Here is a 15679-nt window from a genome sequence, read left to right as displayed (position 1 = left end):
GCCGGGCAGGTGTCGATGGTGGTGACGGTGGCGCTGCTCTGTTCGCGGATGCGGCGTTCGATGGCGGCCGGCCGGTCTTGGATGTGCTGCCGGCGTTTCTCGGCGGTGAGGTGGTCAGGTGCGTCGTCGGTCGCTGTCATCGCGGAGGCGTTCGGTGCGCTGGGTGAGGGTGTCGAGGCGGGTGGCGAGGCCGGGGTGGCCGGTGCCGAGGTGGGGGCGTATGGCGGCGAGGGGCCCTATCAGGCCGGCGGGGTCGGGGGCGCCGAGGGCGGTGGTGAGCGCGGCCAGCGCGGGAGCGGCGCTGTGGGGCAGGCCGGGGGCGGCGGTGATCTGGGCGGCGAGGACGCGCAGGTCGGCGGCGTTGTCCCGGGCCCAGGCGGTGACGGCGCGGTCGGCGGCCCGGCGGTCGCGCACGGCTTTGACGCGTTCGGCGCCGGTCTCCGTCTCGGTGGAGGTGCTGCCGGCGGCGGGCTTGAGGCGCAGGTAGCGGTTCTCGGCGGCCTGGCGGCTGGCGACCCCCATGGGGCGGGCGAGGTCGGCCCAGGTGGCGCCGGCGTTGCGGGCGTTCTCCACGAGGCCGGCTTCCCAGCCGGCGAGTTCGGAGCGCAGTTCGCGCAGCAGGACCAGCGCGGTCAGCGCGGGCTCCGGTCCTTCCGGTGTTCCGGCACCGGGCGGGGCGGTGCGCTGTCCGGTGTTCTGGGCGGTACGGACGGCGTCGTCGACGGCGGCGAGTGCGGCGGCTGCGGCGAGGAAGGACGCCGGTCCTGAGGGCGGGGTGCCGCGGGTGGCGGGCGGGTCGGGCCGCTTTCCCATCGATGTCACTCCTTTGGCGACTCAGAGGTTTGTCATCGGATGGATGACATGCTAGAACAGTTTCAGATCAAGCGCACTGGCTCCCATCGATCAGTGGAGGTGTTTCGCGATGCTGCTGCGCACTGACCCGTTCCGCGAGCTGGACCGTCTGACCCAGCAGTTCCTGGGGACGAACGGCACCTGGTCGCGCCCGGCCCCGATGCCGCTGGACGCCTACCGGGCCGGCGACGAGTACGTCATCTGCTTCGACCTGCCCGGGGTGGACCCGCAGGCGATCGACATCGACGTCGAGCGGAACATGGTGACCGTCAAGGCCGAGCGCCGCCCGCGCCAGGAAGGCGAGGGCGTGAAGTGGGAGCTCTCCGAGCGCCCGCTCGGCGTGTTCTCCCGCCAGGTCATGCTCTCCGACACCCTCGACCCCGCCGGGATCACCGCCGACTACGACGCCGGCGTGCTGACCCTGAAGATCCCGGTCGCCGAGAAGGCCAAGCCCCGCAAGATCGCCATCAGCCACAGCGGCGACCGCAAGCAGATCCAGGCCTGACCCCCCTCCCCGAACTGTTGCGCGCCGCTCCTTCTCCCCCCGAGGAGCGGCGCGCAGCACCCCGGCCGCCTGACCACCCGCCGCGAGGCCGGGCCCGTCACCGGCCGGGCCCGTCACCGGCCGGCCCCGTCACCGGCCGGGCCCGAGACCGAGCACCACGCCATGAACGGCCAAGAACACGAACCCTTCGTGGTGAGGGCCGGCGGCGAGATCGACCTCGACACCGCCCCCACGCTGCGCCGTGCTCTGGCGGCCGCGCTCGCCTCGCACCGGGAGGTGGTGCTCGACCTGTCGGAGGTGACGTTCATGGACTGTGCGGGCCTGGGTGCCCTCGTGCAGGCCTGCGACCAGGCCGACCGGCGCGGTAGGCGCCTCATCCTGCGAGGGGCCGGCCGCTGCGTGGTCCGGCTGCTCGAACTCACCGGTTTGCGCCGGCGCCTGGTCCTCGAATCCTGACCGGGCACCGTTCGCCGGCTCCTCGGGATGGAGGGAGAACCGCGGTGACTTTTCGATGGGAGGCGTTCTTGGAGGGGGTCCGGGAACGCGGCGAATACGACACACCCCACGAGGCCGAGCGAGCGGCGCGCGTCGTCCTGGCCCTGCTCGGCGCCCACCTCGTCGGCCGAGTGCGCGCCGACCTCGCGGCCCTGCTGCCCGAGACCCTGGCTCTGATCCTGCTCGACCCGTTGCAGGCCGGCGAACCGCTCACCTCCGAACGGTTCGCGCGCGCGACGGCGGCCTGGATCGAGGGCGCCACCGGAGACCACCGTGCTGTGGGGCATCGGCGCCGTCCTGTCCACCGTGGCCGGCGCCGCCGGCGACGGCCTGACCGAGCGCGTCCTACTTCAGCTGCCGCCCGGCTACGACCTCCTGTTCGGCCGCCCGCAGCCCGGCCGCCGGCCCTGACCCTTCCTGTCGCTCCACCGCTGCCGCCAGCGGCGGCCCGCCTGGAAGGCCACCACCGTCATGACCCGCCACCGCCGCCTTCTCCGGCAGGTGCGCACCCTCGGCCGCTGCACCACCGACGAGGAAGCCGAACGCGTCCTCCACGCGGTCCTGGCCGTCCTCGGCTCCCAGCTCACCGGTGAGGAGCGCTGCGACCTCGCCGCGGTCCTGCCCGAGCGGGCCCGCACCGTCTTCGCCGCGCAGATCCCGCTGCCCGGGCCGGTCGCCGCCCCGGCCTTCGTCGAAGCCGTCGCCCGTGCCCTGAACACCAGCCTCGCCGGCGCATGCTGGGACGCCTCCTTTGTCCCGGCCGCCCTCGCCGACCTGGCCGGCCACCGGCTCACCGACCGTCTTCTCAACGGCCTGCCCCGCGGCTACGCGCTCCTGTTCGGCCGCGCCGGCCTCGTCGCCGCGGCGTGACCCGGAACCGGGTACGGGCCGTCACCGGCACCGTGCGGGAGATGCCCGCCGGGCGGACATCCGCCCCGTTGCCCCGGCCGGCCAGGGCGCGCGTCTCCGCAGCGGCCAGGGGCGCCGGGCGCAGGATCGACCTGAACGCCTGGACGGGCGGGTTCACGAGCCCGGTCGGCGGGGCTGGCTCCGTTCGCGGTTGCCGGATGGGCGGGCCGCGTCGAGGGCGTTGCGCAGTGCGTACAGGTCGGCGATGGTGGCCAGCTCGGCGAAGCGGGCCAGCAGCCGGCGGACGGTGCGGTCGTCACCGTCGTGTACGGCCTCGGCGATCGCTTCGACAAGGGCCGCCTGTCCGGCCCGGGCCGTCTGCGGTGCCACGGGCGCCGGGTGTCCCACTGCTGCCTCCCTGCGCGGTGTCGCTCGGTGCGTCGGGCGCGGCGGCGGCTCGGGGATTGCCGCTGCCGGGCAGCGGAAGACTAACTCACCCGCGGGCACCGCAAAATCTATGCGCGCCGGAGTAGACATTGCTCATGGGTGGGTCTAACGTTTCTCCCGTAGACAGCGGTCGGCGATACCGGCCAGACACGAACTGGCCGGGTTGTTGGACAGAGTTCGCGGTTCGGTCCGGCAGTGGAGTTCCGAAGCCAGGCAGGTGCAGGACGGCGACGGGACTGACTGCCGGACCGGGCGGCCCGCAGGTATCAGGGGCCGCCACAGCGGTATCCGTAGTACGCAGTTCAGTGAGTGCAGTACCCGGCAGTCGTAAGACAGGCAGGACCTCGGCAAAGGCGCCCAGACTGCGGGCGCGCGTGCCGAGGGGTCCGGGCAGTGGGGTTCCAGGCCAGCGCAGGTGCAGGACGGCCTGCGGGGCCGGCTGCCGGACCGGGTGGCCGCCACGGCCGCCGACCAGCAGGACGCAGTTCAGCAGGTGCAGTACCAGCAGGACGAAAGTGACAGTTCAGTACCGAGGATGAATGGAGGGCACAAGCGCCATCAGGATCGCCCGGCCCGTGAACACTCGCCCGGGCGGACACCGCAGACCCCAACGAGAAGGACGGTGGTTTCCGGTCACGCATCCGCGATCCCCGCACACCCCCCCCCGGGCAGTGCGGACGTAACAGGACCGGCCCAGGCCGGTAGATGGTGTTGTTCCCCTTCGGGGCCCCGGAGCCGACACGGCCCCGGGGCCCCTCGACGCGTTCTCCTCGATCGAGAACCAGAGAGGTGCAGTGACTACAACGGCCAGCCCCGACACACCCGACACACCCGACACACCCGACACACCCGACAAGCTCGACGACGACGACTACCCCGCCTACACCATGGGCCGCGCCGCCGAGATGACCGGCACCACCCCCGGCTTCCTACGCGCTCTCGGCGAACACCGCCTCATCACCCCACTGCGCTCCGACGGCGGTCACCGCCGCTACTCCCGCTACCAGCTGCGGATCGCCATGCGTGCCCGCGACCTCGTCGACCAGGGCACCCCTATCGAAGCCGCCTGCCGCATCGTCATCCTCGAAGACCAACTCGAAGAAGCCCTGCGCCTCAACGAACAACTCCGCCGCTCCCGGCCCACCCAGGAGCCCATGGCGGACAACTGACCTGCAATCCGGCCTGCAGTCGCGGGCGAAGCCGGGGCGGCCCGCGTTCGGGCCGCCCCGATGGGCCGCGGAACGGGCGCACGAATGGGACGGCTTCGTGGAGCACAGGAGCGAGCACCTCCCGCCGGCCACGTGCAGCCGCCGCGGGGCTCTGATCGAGCACGCGCCGGACCGCTCAGCACCTGGGAATGATGCGACCACGGCTCCCGGTCGTGGCCGTTGCCTCGCACGGTCGGCCTTCCGGGTCGGTGTGCCGGCGCTGCCGGGTGACAGGGTGCGCGGTGTCCTGGGGGTGGTGTGCGGCGGTCCAGGCGCGGGCCCGGTGTCCGGCGACCTCGGTCACGTCGCCGGGCTGCCAGATGCGGTCCCGTCCGCAGATCTCGCACGGCGCGGGAGGGGCTTCGGGCACGCGTGGGCCGGGCGTGGCGACCATGTCTCCACGCTACCCACACGCCGGGCGCGGGGGCCGGGCGTAGTGTGGAGGGACAAGCCGGTGGGGCCGATGCCCGCCGGTGCCGGACGCCGCTTTTTCGATCAGCGAACTTGGACCCTCGTCGGCGACGTGATGACACGATCGGTTGCCGTCGACGCAGGGAGTTCCCTGATGATGCACGCGGGTCTGAAGACGAGTACGGGCAGGGTCGGGCCGGTGGTGGTGTGCTCGTTCGTCGGCGACATGCTGATGGACAACGAGGCGATCGCCGCCCGCACGCTCGATGAGGCGCTCGGCCGAGGGCCGGCGGTCCTGGCGGTGGATATGAGCGGGGTGGAGCTGTTTACCTCCTCGGGGCTGAACGCGCTGCTCGCCGCCCGACTCACCGCGGCCGCCCGGGGCGTGCCGGTGGTGCTCATCGCCCCGAGCCCGGGGGTGCGCCGGGTCCTGGAGCTGACCGAGGCCGACTCGCTGTTCCCGGTCGTCGCTACCGCTGTCCAGGCCGCGCGCGTTCACGCCCCGACGATCGGCCACGACCACAGTCAGCCCGGCCCCGGGAAGGTCGAGGCGGTGTAGCGCAGCCTGCGGCGGGCACACGCCCGGTCCGGAAACAGTCCCCGGCCGCGCCAGGATCCACGATGCCCGCATCCACCGCCGCACACGCCCGCCACCGCCACCTGGACTTCCACCCCGGCGAGGGCACCGCACCCGGGATCGACTTCCTGCGCCAGGCCCTCGCCGACTGGCACCTGATGACGGACACCGCCGGCACCGACGCGCTGCTGGTGGCCGCCGAACTCCTCGCCAACGCCGCCCGGCACACCCCCGGACCACAGCGCCTGGAACTCGACCTCGACATCCGCTCCTTGCGGATCTCGGTCACCGACCCCGCGCCCGCCCCGCCGCGTCCGCGGTTGCACCGTCCGGACGCCCTCCACGGGCACGGCCTGTTCATCGTGGACAGGCTCGCCCGCACCTGGGGCTGGCGGCCGCACGGGCACGGCAAGACCGTCTGGGCCGACCTCCCCCTCCCCGACACCCACTCCGCCGTTTCCCCGCGCGGGAGTGTCATGAATCAGGTGGACACCCTGATCAAGGGAGACACTGATGAGCTCGCTGACGGATCACCAGATCGGGTCGGTTCGTGATGGAACGGTTTCGTCGGAGTCCGCAGACGCCGATGCCTTGGACATGGGTCCGAGGAAGAACACCGGCGGGTCGGATGTGGTGGCGTCGGTCGCCGAGCTGGCGGCCGAGCAGGCCAGGGCCGGCGGGATGCAGCTGCTCGGTGAGGGCGGGCTGCTGCAGCAGCTGACCCGGCACCTGCTCCAGGAAGCCCTGGAAGCCGAGATGGACGAGCACCTGGCCTCGGCTGCGGAGCCGGGCCGCTCGGCGCGCAAGGGCGGCAACGCGCGCAACGGCTACCGGATGAAGACCGTGATGACCGAGGCCGGGCCGGTCACGCTCGAAGTGCCCAGGGACCGGGCCGGCACGTTCGAACCGAAGGTCGTGCCCCGGCACGCGCGCCGCACCGAGGGCCTGGACAACCTCGTGATCTCGTTGACCGCGAAGGGCCTGACCAGCGGGGAGATCGTCGCGCACCTGGCCGAGGTCTACGGCATGACGACCAGCAAGGAGACCGTCTCCACCATCACCGACCGGGGTCCTGGAGGGCATGGCCGAGTGGCGCACACGCCCCCTCGACGCGGTCTACCCGGTCCGGTTCGTGGACGCCGTGAACATCAAGGTCCGCGATGGCCAGGTCGCCAACCGGCCCGTCTACGTGGTCCTGGGCGTCACCGCCGACGGCTACCGCGACATCCTGGGCCTGTGGACCTCCAGCGGCGGCGAGGGCGCCAAGTACTGGCAGTCCGTCCTGACCGAGATCAAGAACCGCGGCGTGAAGGACTGCCTGATCCTCATCTGCGACGGCCTGGCGGGCCTGCCCGACGCGGTCGCCCAGGTCTGGCCCCAGACCGTGGTCCAGACGTGCATCGTCCACTGTTGCGCAACTCCTTCCGCTACACCTCCAAGCGGGACTGGGCGGCCGTGGCCCGGGACCTCAAGCCCGTCTACACCGCGCCGAACGAGCAGGCGGCCCTGGACCGGTTCGCCGAGTTCGCCGCCGCCTGGGAGGCGACCTACCCGGCCGTGGTGCGACTGTGGGAGAAGGCCTGGCCCGAGATGGTTCCCTTCCTCGCCTTCGACGCGGAGATCCGAAAGATCATCTGCACCACCAATGCCATCGAGAGCCTCAACTCCCGCTACCGCAGGGCCGCCGGCGCCTGCGGCCACTTCCCCAACGATCAGGTGTCCGCGTACTCGTTGAAGTGCCCAGCCAAGTACAGATGAACGTGCTCAGTGAGATGGCTACCAGGTGCCGTCTGTCGTGAGGTTCCCCGTGGTCTGACGGAAGACAGCTCGCCGCGGGTTCCGGTCAGCTCTCCTGACGTTCGGCCGCGATCTCCGGCCGGTGCCATTCCCTCTCCGGGGGCACCCCGTTTGGCCAGGCGAAGCGCAACTCGCCGTCCATCGCGGCAAGCAGCCACTGGCCCAGGTTGACACCCTGGGGCCAGCAATCGCCGTCTGCGTTGGACCACATCACGCCGTCCGGATCACGGAAATCGATCATCGACCACATCGTGCAGCCCCAGTCGTAGAGCGGCACCACTCCGGCAGGCACTCCGCCGGTGGGGTCCGGTCCGTGCTCATAGGCTTCCGCGATGTGCTCATTCCACTGCCCCACGTCGACTGGCAGGACCCCATCGGCGGGGCCGAAGCCGCCGTTGGACACCTCTGTGTAGAGCCGCCGCAGGAGCGTGGGGAAGGCGAACCCGATGACATGTTCCGCCTTGGCAACGGCCTCTGGCGGGGCGGGCGGGGGCGCCTGCCGCTCCCGGGCGATCTTCCGGCAGGTGTCAATGATCTCGTCATCGGTCACCGGTTGATCGTAGAAGCCGGCTCGGAGAGTTGAGGTCGCCGCTCTGGGACGAGGTTCCTCTGGCAGGTCAGGCTGCCTCGTTGTCGCGTTCGATTGCGGTGAGGCGGTTCTTCAGCCGGTAGCTGGGGCCGTTGATCGAGATCACGTCGCAGTGGTGGAGGAGCCGGTCGAGGATGGCGGTGGCGAGGACCTCGTCACCGAACACCTGTCCCCACTCGCTGAAGGTCTTGTTCGAGGTCAGAATGATCGAGCCCTTCTCGTAACGCTTGGAGATCACCTGGAAGACCAGGTTCGCCTCGGCGCGTTCGAGGGGCTGGTAGCCGACCTCGTCGACCACGAGGACGCTCGGCCGCAGGTAGGTGCGGAGTTTGCTGGTCAGCCGCCCTGCGGCCTCGGCGGCCTTGAGGTGTCTGACCATGTCGTCGAGGCTGGTGAAGTAGATCGAGAAGCCCGCCCGGCAGGCCGCGACCGCCAGAGCGACGGCGAGGTGGGTCTTGCCGACCCCGGGCGGCCCGAGCAGGGCGGCGTTGGCCTTGGCCTCGACGAAGGAGAGGGTGGCGAGGTCCTTGATCTTGCGCGGGTCGAGCTCGGGCTGGAAGGAGAAGTCGTAGTCGTCCAGCGTCTTGTGGTGCGGCAGCTTCGACAGCCGCAGGTTCTGGCGGAAGCGGCGGTCGTCGCGGACGGCGAGTTCCTCTGCCAGGACCAGGTCGATGAAGTCGAGGTAGCCCATCTTGGCCTCGTCGGCTCGCTGAGCGTACTGGTTGAGGCTCTCGGCGAGGTGGGGCAGGCCGAGCTTGGCGGCCATGGTGCGGATACGGGCACTGACCAGTTGGCTCAACTCGACTCCCTTGTTGCGGGGTTAGTGGTGAAGGGGCGGGTGCCGGTCAGCTCGTCATAGACCGACAGGGGCCTGCGGCCGACCTCGACGTGGGCGGCGGCAGCCCGGCTCAGCAGAGCGTGGAGCGGGCCGGCCTCCTCGCCCAGAGGCCGCTCGTGCCGGGGCCGGGGCAGGACATCGCCCGTGGTGACACGGCGGGTGTCGCCCTTCGGCAGGCCGTCCCAGTGGCGCTCGTCGACGATGCGGGCTCCCCGGCCCACCGCCCGTGAGTGGACGGCCAGTAGCGTGCTGCCGTTCGCGTCGGGAACCGTTGCATGCAGGATGACCTGGGACTTCGTGGCCCGGATCTCGACCAGCTGACGGGGACGGACCTTGCGGGCCGGAACCGAGTAGAGGTTGGCGTCGAAGGCCACCAGGCAGTCCTTCCCGACATGCCTCAAGTGCCGCTGCGTGACGACGTAGGGCATTCTCGGCAGCGGGCGCAGGGCCATGTGGTCGCGGACGGCCCGGTGGCCGATGACCTCTCCGTGGGTGCCGTGGACGCGGGCCCGCCGCAGTGGCACCCAGGCCGTGAACGCGGCGTCGAGTTCCTCGACAGAGGAAAACGCCCGGCCGGCCAGGACATGGTCGCGGACGATGGAAACCTGCCGCTCGACCCTGCCCTTGCCGGTGGGGCGATAGGCGGCGAGCACGTCGATGTCGAAGTCGTAGTGCCCGGCGAACGCCACCGCCTCGGGGTGCAGCGGGACCGCCTCTCCCGGGGCCACGTGTCGGCGGACCACGGTCTTGGTGTGGTCGTAGACGATCGTCATCGGCACCCCGCCGAAATGTGCGAACGCCTGACGGTGGCAGTCGAAGAACGTCGCCAGGTCCTGGCTGGTGGTGAAGCAGCAGAAGGGATCGCGGGAGTAGGACAGGACCATGTGGAAGGAGTAGACCTTCAGGATTCCGAGATGGGCGAGGATCCCACCCTCGTCGCCCCAGTCGACCTGGGCCTGGGCACCGGGAACGACCTCGAACCTGCGGTGCAGGCCGGCCAGTTCACCAGGGGCGATCCCCAGCTCCTCGGCGATACGGGGCCGTGCTTCCTGGAGGTAGAGCTTCACCCGCTGGTAGTTGCCGGCGAACCCGTACTCGGCGACCAACCGTTCGTGGACCACCGCGCCCTTGATCAGGATCTCGGACCGCAGCATCGCGTCGATCAGCGGCGCCACCTCATCCACCAACCTCTTTCGGACCTGCCCACTCGGCGCCCGCCGCGGCGGCGAGATCGGAGCCTGCGCAGACAGGTACTTGCGGACCGTACGGCGGTTGAGCCCGGTCTCCTTCGCGATCTCCGACAGACTCATCACGCCGGACTCATGCAGCCCACGGAAGCGCCGAAGTTCCAGCCAACGATGCGGATCCAAGACCACTTCAGCTGCCCTCCGTCCACGAACCGGACAGCAGCAGAGTGCTGGGCACCGGCCCTCAACGCCTCAAGAACTGAGCACGTTCACTCGTACGTGGCTGAGCACATCCACCTGTACGCCGACACCTGGAGCCGGACTGGAACCGCTCCTACCGCCGCCTGCTCGCCTACCTCGCCGCCAGCGGCACCCTCGACGGCCCGCCAACCGCACCGGCCTGGGCGACGACCCGGCGTTCCGCCCCGGCACGTGGCTGCGCAAACAGGACAAGGCCCACACCGACGGCAAGCTGACCGAACGGCAGACCGCGCTCCTGGACGCCCTCATCCGGCACGACGAGACCATCGCCGGCTGACCTGCGGCCGCCTCGGCCCCGCCGTCCCGGTCCACCCCGTCGCGGAGGCCACTGTCTGGAGGGGACGAGTGAGCGCACCCGGGCTTGGCCTGGGCTTGTCGGTGGCTCTCGTGTCATGGATGGCCTGCTTGGAGTGTGGGGGTGGGGGCTGGAGGGCGGCTACACAGTCGACGTGAAGGCGCTGGTCGAAGCCCCGCCAGCTGAGCTGACCGGGAAAGCGCCGGAAGGCTGCCACCTGCGGTGGCAGCCTTCCGGCGCTTTCTTCAGGCCGCAGCCGATCACCGGCCCCGTCGGTGTTGAGTGGTCACTTGTGGCGGAACAGCGGTGTGGTCCAGCGCCACAGGCGGCGCCACCAGGGGCGACGCTTGAGATGGGTAGCGGATGTTGTCGGCCCGGTGGATGCGGTGGGGGGCGGCTGGATCACGGTGCCGGGAACGACCGTGATGGCAGGGGCGGGCTGAGGGTCTGTGTCGAAGGGCAGGACGAGCTGGCTGGGGCGTTGGTCGGCGGTGATGGCGAGCGGATTCCGGTGTCGCGGGGTCAGGACCGGGCTGCTCGGGCCAGCGTGTGGCTGGCGGGCATGGCTGCGGCGCTGGGTCCTGGCGCCGTGTGCCGGAGTAGGCCGGCCGACGGTGGTGCACCCGCGGATGCGGTTCTGTGCCGGCTGGTCCTTGGCCGCAGTGATGTTGTTCTCGATGGCCTGGAGAGCTCGCCCCTGCTCGGCGAGGGCCGAGGCGTGGTGCATTGGCGCAGCGAGCAGGAAGTCGTTGAGCATGCGCAGGGCCGCGACGGCGGCTCGGACCCTGGCCTGGTGGTCGGTGGCGGCGGGGCAGCGATCGGTCTCCTGGCGGGTGTGGCGGAACCGGGCGGTGAACTCGGTGTGAGTGCTGCGCGGTCCGCAGAGCTGGACCGGGTGTCCGCAGGCCAGGCATCGGTACCTTCCGCCTGCCAGGCCGCGTGGCAGGACCAGCGCCCCCTCCGGGAAGCGGGCGAGGTCGATGAACTGCCCGGTCGAGGCGTCCAGCGCGATGTCGCCGTGGCGCGAGCGCGCGGGGCCGTGCGCCGACACCTGGCCGAGCCCGGCTTCGGCGAGGGCACTCAGAGCACGGTGGGCCGCGTTTCGCCCCTGGCCGGGGGCACGGCCGTGAACGCTCTGACTCCTGCGGTCGGTTCGGGGGTGGAGGAGGGCGGACTCGATCGGGAGACGGTGGACGGGGGCGGCAGGACGGCGCAAGCGGGACTCCAGTTCCGGGCGTCGGAGCGGTGAGCGGGTCTGCAAGAAGCATCGTCCGGTCCGGGTTGTCCGTCTCGCGCCAAGGGCGTTCTCGCAGGTGAACTCCGGACATGGCCGGATAGCCGGTCCTCGCCCGGACAAATGCGCGTGCGCTCTGCCACGGGTGGTTCACGTTCCGTAGGCTTGTCCGCCGATTGGTCGTATCGGAACGTGCGGGGGAGAGACGATGGCGCAGCGGAAGGCCGGGCGGGGCTGGGGGGCGGCACGGGCCGAGACGGAGGCGGGGCGGCAGCTGACAGAGTTTCTGCGGGGCCTGTTGGACAGTGCCGGGAAGACGTTGGAGGACCTGGAAGGCCCGACCAACTACAGCAAGAGCACCGTGCAGGAGTACATCAGCGGCATAAAGATGCCCTCCGAGTCGTTCGTCGAGAGGACCGTTGTCGCGTTGTCGCATGTGCGCGAGCGAGAGCTCAACCTGCGGAAGGCCCTGCGTCTGCTCGACCTGGCCAAGAACCCGCGGCCCGTGCAGCTGCCCACCCAGCAGGTGCCCGCCGGGCCGGTCGGTTCCGACATCGAGGCGCCAGCCGTGGACGTCGCGGCAGTGCAGGCTGGCCTGGTGAGCGTGGCTGCCACAGCCCAGGACCAGGCCGCCCAGGCCCAGCAGCAGCTCGCCGAGGCACACGATCGCAACCAGCGCTTGACCGAGGAACGCGATCAGTACCAGCAGATGGTGGTGGCGCTGAGCGGGCTCACCGCCGACTTGCAACGGCAGGTCGAAGAAGTTGCGGGCATTCCCGACCCGGAGGCCGAGCAGAGTTTGGCCGAGCTCACTGTGCAACTGCGTGCCGCCGAGAGCGAGCTGGAACGTGCTCGCGCGAGCCGGGACGAGGCCGAACTGCTCGCTCAGCGTTTGTGGAAGCACAGCAACGAACTCGAAGAACAGCTCGCTCTGATGCGTCAGCGCGCTGCCGCGATCCCGGCAATGCCGCCTGGCCTGCACAGCCTCCCCGACGAACTGCGGGATGCGTTCTTCCAGACCGATGTCGAACGGATGCTCCAAACCGCCCAGAGCTTTCTGGACGAAGGGCAGGCGACCCGCGACCAGGCCCGCGACGAGTGGGGCCTCGGTCAGCCGGGCCGTCGGCCCGCGATCGGCCCGGTCGAGCGATGGCGGACCAGCTCGCGCGTCCTCGCACGCACCCTGGGGTGCCTGATCGCCATCTCGGGCACTTTGGCCCACCAACTCGCCAGCGAGGCCAAGGCAACCTTCTGGACTGCCCCGCTCACGCTCCTCATCATCGCCGGTCTAGTGATGACCTGTGACCCGGCTGGTCCCGCCGTGCGCCTGTGGCCAGCCGCACGGGCCCTGCTCCGCGCCCAGCCGCTCGCCCAACCCATCCCAGTCAGTGCCCAGGACCTCGCCCGCCGAGCACTGCGCGGCCTGATCGCCGCGCTGGCCACCGGACTCTCCCTGCTGGCCGTACTCGCCGTCACCCACGGAAGCCCCTGGTGGCTGCTACCGCTGATTCCTGCAGCGGCAGCATGCGTCGGATACACCATTCTCGGCGGCGACCATGAAGTCACCCTCCTGATCCAAGAGGCCCTCGGCCGGTTCGCCGCCGACCTGCAGACCCCGCGACACGAGCACAGCCCGGCCGCGCCCCGCCGCCTATCGCTCGTCCTCGCCGATCCACAGTGGATCGAGGCCCGCCGCAGCGAGCTCGGCGCAGCCTTCGGCAGTGGCTTCAACCAGGCAGCCCCATGGATCAAGATCGCGGTGGGGGCCATGATCAGCCTGATGCTGTTCGCCACCGTGGGCAACATCGCCTCCGCCCTCCCACCCCTTCACCCGTACAAGGCGGACCTGAGCGCCATAGCGACCGCATTGGACACCCCGGTCCGGGCCTACCTGGCCACACATACCGAAGGCCTGCCCCTCTCGGCCGCTGTTGCCCGAGAGATCTGGCTCGCCTCTGGCGTCGGGCTGTTGGCCATCTCGTTCCTGACCGGCACCTTCGGCGCTCGGCTTACCTGGACACTCTGGGGAGCCGCGACTGCCGCGATGGTCTGGTGGGGCACCCAGGGACAGGCAAAGCAAGTCGCCACCGGCCTCGCGATCCTCGGCTGGGGTATCGCCTCAATTCTCGCCCTTCAAGGACTCGGCGTTCGCAGGGCTCCAAGCCAACATCAGAACGTCACGGTGCAGAGTGAGAAGTGACCTGCCTTTGTTCACCAGAACGCGTTCCGGTGAACAAAGCAACCCCGCCCGGGTACGTCGTGACCTACGCAGGACGCGGCTGGCCCACCCCGCAATTCCGCGAGGCGGGCCGGTGCTGGTGGTGTGGCTACCGTCGCCTGCTCGTCTTCCGACGGAACCCTCGACGGCCCCGCCCACCGCACCGGCGGCGAAGCGGACCCGGCGCTTCGGCCCGGCACCTGGCTGCGCAAGCAGGACAAGGCGCAGAACGACCGGAAGCTGACCGAGCAGCAGATCGCCCTCCCGGACGCCCTACCCACGGCCTGAACCCCGGCCGGGAGCGGGCACGGCGGATGCACGTGAACACCACGGTGGGTGCCTGCCGGGCGGTCCCACAGGTACCGCGCCGCTGCGCATGCGCAGCGGCGCCGCGCTGTCCGGGTGGCCGGATACTTTCCCGATCATGGAAACGGAAAACGACGCGCGAGGAATCAAGGCCGGCGCGGGAATCGACGCGCGACGAATCGAGGTCGAGGCGGGAATCGACGCGCGAGGAAATGAGGCGGAGTCGGACGCGCCGCGGTGCCGCGAGTGCGGCACCGTGCTGCGCGCCTCGGGGCCGGGTCGCCGCCCGGTCTACTGCGGCCGGGCATGCTCCTCGAAGGCCTACCGGCGCCGGCGGGCCGAGCACCAGCAGGACGCCGTCGCCGACGCCCTTGTTACCTCGCGCGTCGAAATCCCGGCCACCGGCGAGACCGGCCACCACGAGCTCCTGGAACTCGCCACCGCCGTACAGCGCAGCACCGCCCGCTTCCTGGAACACCTGGAACAAGCCCGCCGCGGCGAGGGCGACGACCCACGCTGCAACCACGCCCTCGCACTCCTGGAGACCAACCTCACCGGCGCCACACAGCGCATCCTGCGCAAAGCCCACGTACTGCGCTACGAGATGACCTCCACCCGGCTGCGCACCGAGCAGGCCCGCGCCCAGGCGCCCGCCCCCGAGCCCACTTCCGAGCCCGCCGCCCGCCTTGATTCCTCGCGCGTCGAAACCGGCGGCCCGGCCGCCGCCGTGCTCGTCCCGGCCGGACCGGCCGCCGGTGGCGGCCCGGTCGCCGCTGCGGGCGATGAGACCGACGCGGCCGCCAGGACACCCGCCGGCCGCGCCATCATTTCCCCGCGCGTCGAAACAAGCGGCGTGGGCCCGGCCGCCGCCCGCGTCATCATTTCGACGCGCGTCGAAACAAGCGGCGCCGACTCGGCCGCTGCCCGTTCCACCGTTTCCCCGCGCGTCGAAACGGACCAGGCCGCGCCGGCCGCAGAACAGAGTTCCGCCCCGGCCGACGGGCACCACCTCGCGGCGTCCGTCGCGCAGCGGCCGCAACCGGTCGACACCCTGCCGCAGGAACTGCTCCTGGCTCTGGCGCCTGAGCGCACCTCCTCCTCGCCGCTCGCCCGCGGCCTGGGCGCCCCGAACTCCACCTGGAGCATCGACGGGAGCGACCTGGTGGTCGAGGGCTGGAACAGCACGTCGCACCTGTTCGCCGTCCGCGACCCGAACCGCCGCCTGCTCGGCTGGGTCGAGGCGCTCGGCGACGGCTGGGGCACCTACATCCAGGGCCGCTTGATCATCGACGCCACCGACGGCGACCCCTGGCTCTCCACCGACGCGCCCCACGCCGTCGCCCTGCTCCGCGTGGCCCGCGACCAGCAGCTGACCTGACCCGCAACGCCCGCCTTTTGTGAGTGGTCTTGGGGGACGTCTACCGGGTGGTCTTGTAGGCACATAGTCACCCGGTCTGGCGCGGCGTCGCCGCAGGTCAGACCCCGTTTTGAGCGGGCCGAAAATACCGACGACCCCTAATCCGATGTGAAGGCGGCCGGATCCCGAGTGGGGCTCCGGGCTGTCTGGTGTGACGGACACCTGATCATCTGGCGGCCCTATGAGGCCTTCA

General features: G+C 70.8%; 15 protein-coding genes and 2 pseudogenes. 11 read left to right on the top strand and 6 right to left on the bottom strand.

Annotated features, from left to right (window positions below; genetic code table 11):
- Nucleotides 1-114 precede the first annotated feature (114 nt).
- Nucleotides 115-813 carry a hypothetical protein gene (locus tag ACIGG8_RS42160; protein WP_396553879.1) on the bottom strand — a complete coding sequence of 233 codons (699 nt, stop codon included), beginning with the start codon at nucleotides 811-813 and terminating at the stop codon, nucleotides 115-117.
- Between the two features lie 109 nt (nucleotides 814-922).
- Between ACIGG8_RS42160 and ACIGG8_RS42155 the strand changes: the two genes are divergently transcribed.
- The 4 genes and pseudogenes from ACIGG8_RS42155 (at nucleotide 923) to ACIGG8_RS42140 (ending at nucleotide 2722) form a co-directional block, all read left to right on the top strand.
- Nucleotides 923-1357: an Hsp20/alpha crystallin family protein gene (locus ACIGG8_RS42155; protein WP_396553878.1), complete on the top strand. Its 435-nt coding sequence runs from the start codon at nucleotides 923-925 to the stop codon at nucleotides 1355-1357.
- 162 nt (nucleotides 1358-1519) lie between these two features.
- Nucleotides 1520-1813 (top strand): STAS domain-containing protein, encoded by a 294-nt coding sequence (locus ACIGG8_RS42150; protein WP_396553877.1) that lies wholly within the window; start codon nucleotides 1520-1522, stop codon nucleotides 1811-1813.
- 44 nt (nucleotides 1814-1857) lie between these two features.
- Nucleotides 1858-2263 (top strand): annotated as a pseudogene (locus ACIGG8_RS42145) (DUF2267 domain-containing protein).
- A 60-nt stretch (nucleotides 2264-2323) separates the two neighbouring features.
- On the top strand, nucleotides 2324-2722 hold the full coding sequence (locus tag ACIGG8_RS42140) for a DUF2267 domain-containing protein (protein WP_396553876.1): 399 nt from the start codon (nucleotides 2324-2326) through the stop codon (nucleotides 2720-2722).
- 153 nt (nucleotides 2723-2875) lie between these two features.
- Here ACIGG8_RS42140 and ACIGG8_RS42135 read toward each other — a convergent pair whose 3' ends face one another.
- Nucleotides 2876-3091, bottom strand: coding sequence for a hypothetical protein (locus ACIGG8_RS42135; RefSeq protein ID WP_396553875.1), 216 nt, complete (start codon nucleotides 3089-3091; stop codon nucleotides 2876-2878).
- A 944-nt stretch (nucleotides 3092-4035) separates the two neighbouring features.
- Between ACIGG8_RS42135 and ACIGG8_RS42130 the strand changes: the two genes are divergently transcribed.
- The 4 genes and pseudogenes from ACIGG8_RS42130 to ACIGG8_RS42115 form a co-directional block, all read left to right on the top strand.
- Nucleotides 4036-4317 (top strand): MerR family transcriptional regulator, encoded by a 282-nt coding sequence (locus tag ACIGG8_RS42130; RefSeq protein ID WP_396553880.1) that lies wholly within the window; start codon nucleotides 4036-4038, stop codon nucleotides 4315-4317.
- 604 nt (nucleotides 4318-4921) lie between these two features.
- Nucleotides 4922-5326 carry an STAS domain-containing protein gene (locus ACIGG8_RS42125; protein ID WP_396553874.1) on the top strand — a complete coding sequence of 135 codons (405 nt, stop codon included), beginning with the start codon at nucleotides 4922-4924 and terminating at the stop codon, nucleotides 5324-5326.
- Between the two features lie 62 nt (nucleotides 5327-5388).
- Nucleotides 5389-5898 (top strand): ATP-binding protein, encoded by a 510-nt coding sequence (locus ACIGG8_RS42120; RefSeq protein WP_396553873.1) that lies wholly within the window; start codon nucleotides 5389-5391, stop codon nucleotides 5896-5898.
- A 43-nt stretch (nucleotides 5899-5941) separates the two neighbouring features.
- A pseudogene (locus tag ACIGG8_RS42115) lies at nucleotides 5942-7084 on the top strand (IS256 family transposase); the annotation flags it as partial.
- 103 nt (nucleotides 7085-7187) lie between these two features.
- Here the strand turns inward: ACIGG8_RS42115 and ACIGG8_RS42110 are convergent.
- From ACIGG8_RS42110 to ACIGG8_RS42095, 4 genes are all read right to left on the bottom strand, one after another.
- Complete coding sequence (locus tag ACIGG8_RS42110; protein ID WP_396553872.1) at nucleotides 7188-7691, bottom strand: SMI1/KNR4 family protein; 504 nt, start codon at nucleotides 7689-7691, stop codon at nucleotides 7188-7190.
- A gap of 67 nt (nucleotides 7692-7758) precedes the next feature.
- Nucleotides 7759-8529, bottom strand: a complete 771-nt coding sequence (gene istB / locus ACIGG8_RS42105; RefSeq protein ID WP_396553871.1) for an IS21-like element helper ATPase IstB — start codon at nucleotides 8527-8529, stop codon at nucleotides 7759-7761.
- Entirely contained in the window at nucleotides 8526-9944 is a 1419-nt protein-coding gene (gene istA, locus ACIGG8_RS42100; RefSeq protein ID WP_396553870.1) for an IS21 family transposase, read from the bottom strand. The genes istB and istA overlap by 4 nt, the downstream gene beginning before the upstream one ends.
- A gap of 653 nt (nucleotides 9945-10597) precedes the next feature.
- Nucleotides 10598-11362 carry a hypothetical protein gene (locus ACIGG8_RS42095; protein WP_396553869.1) on the bottom strand — a complete coding sequence of 255 codons (765 nt, stop codon included), beginning with the start codon at nucleotides 11360-11362 and terminating at the stop codon, nucleotides 10598-10600.
- A 391-nt stretch (nucleotides 11363-11753) separates the two neighbouring features.
- Between ACIGG8_RS42095 and ACIGG8_RS42090 the strand changes: the two genes are divergently transcribed.
- From ACIGG8_RS42090 to ACIGG8_RS42080, 3 genes are all read left to right on the top strand, one after another.
- Complete coding sequence (locus tag ACIGG8_RS42090) at nucleotides 11754-13745, top strand: hypothetical protein (protein WP_396553868.1); 1992 nt, start codon at nucleotides 11754-11756, stop codon at nucleotides 13743-13745.
- A 123-nt stretch (nucleotides 13746-13868) separates the two neighbouring features.
- Complete coding sequence (locus ACIGG8_RS42085; RefSeq protein WP_396553867.1) at nucleotides 13869-14051, top strand: hypothetical protein; 183 nt, start codon at nucleotides 13869-13871, stop codon at nucleotides 14049-14051.
- A gap of 136 nt (nucleotides 14052-14187) precedes the next feature.
- Entirely contained in the window at nucleotides 14188-15447 is a 1260-nt protein-coding gene (locus tag ACIGG8_RS42080) for a hypothetical protein (RefSeq protein WP_396553866.1), read from the top strand.
- Nucleotides 15448-15679: the final 232 nt, after the last annotated feature.

It is taken from the genome of Kitasatospora sp. NPDC085464, from assembly GCF_044541955.1.
Lineage (GTDB): Bacteria > Actinomycetota > Actinomycetes > Streptomycetales > Streptomycetaceae > Kitasatospora.
The sequence above is the reverse complement of the archived record's forward strand: the minus strand, read 5'-3'. Positions and strand labels throughout refer to the sequence as shown.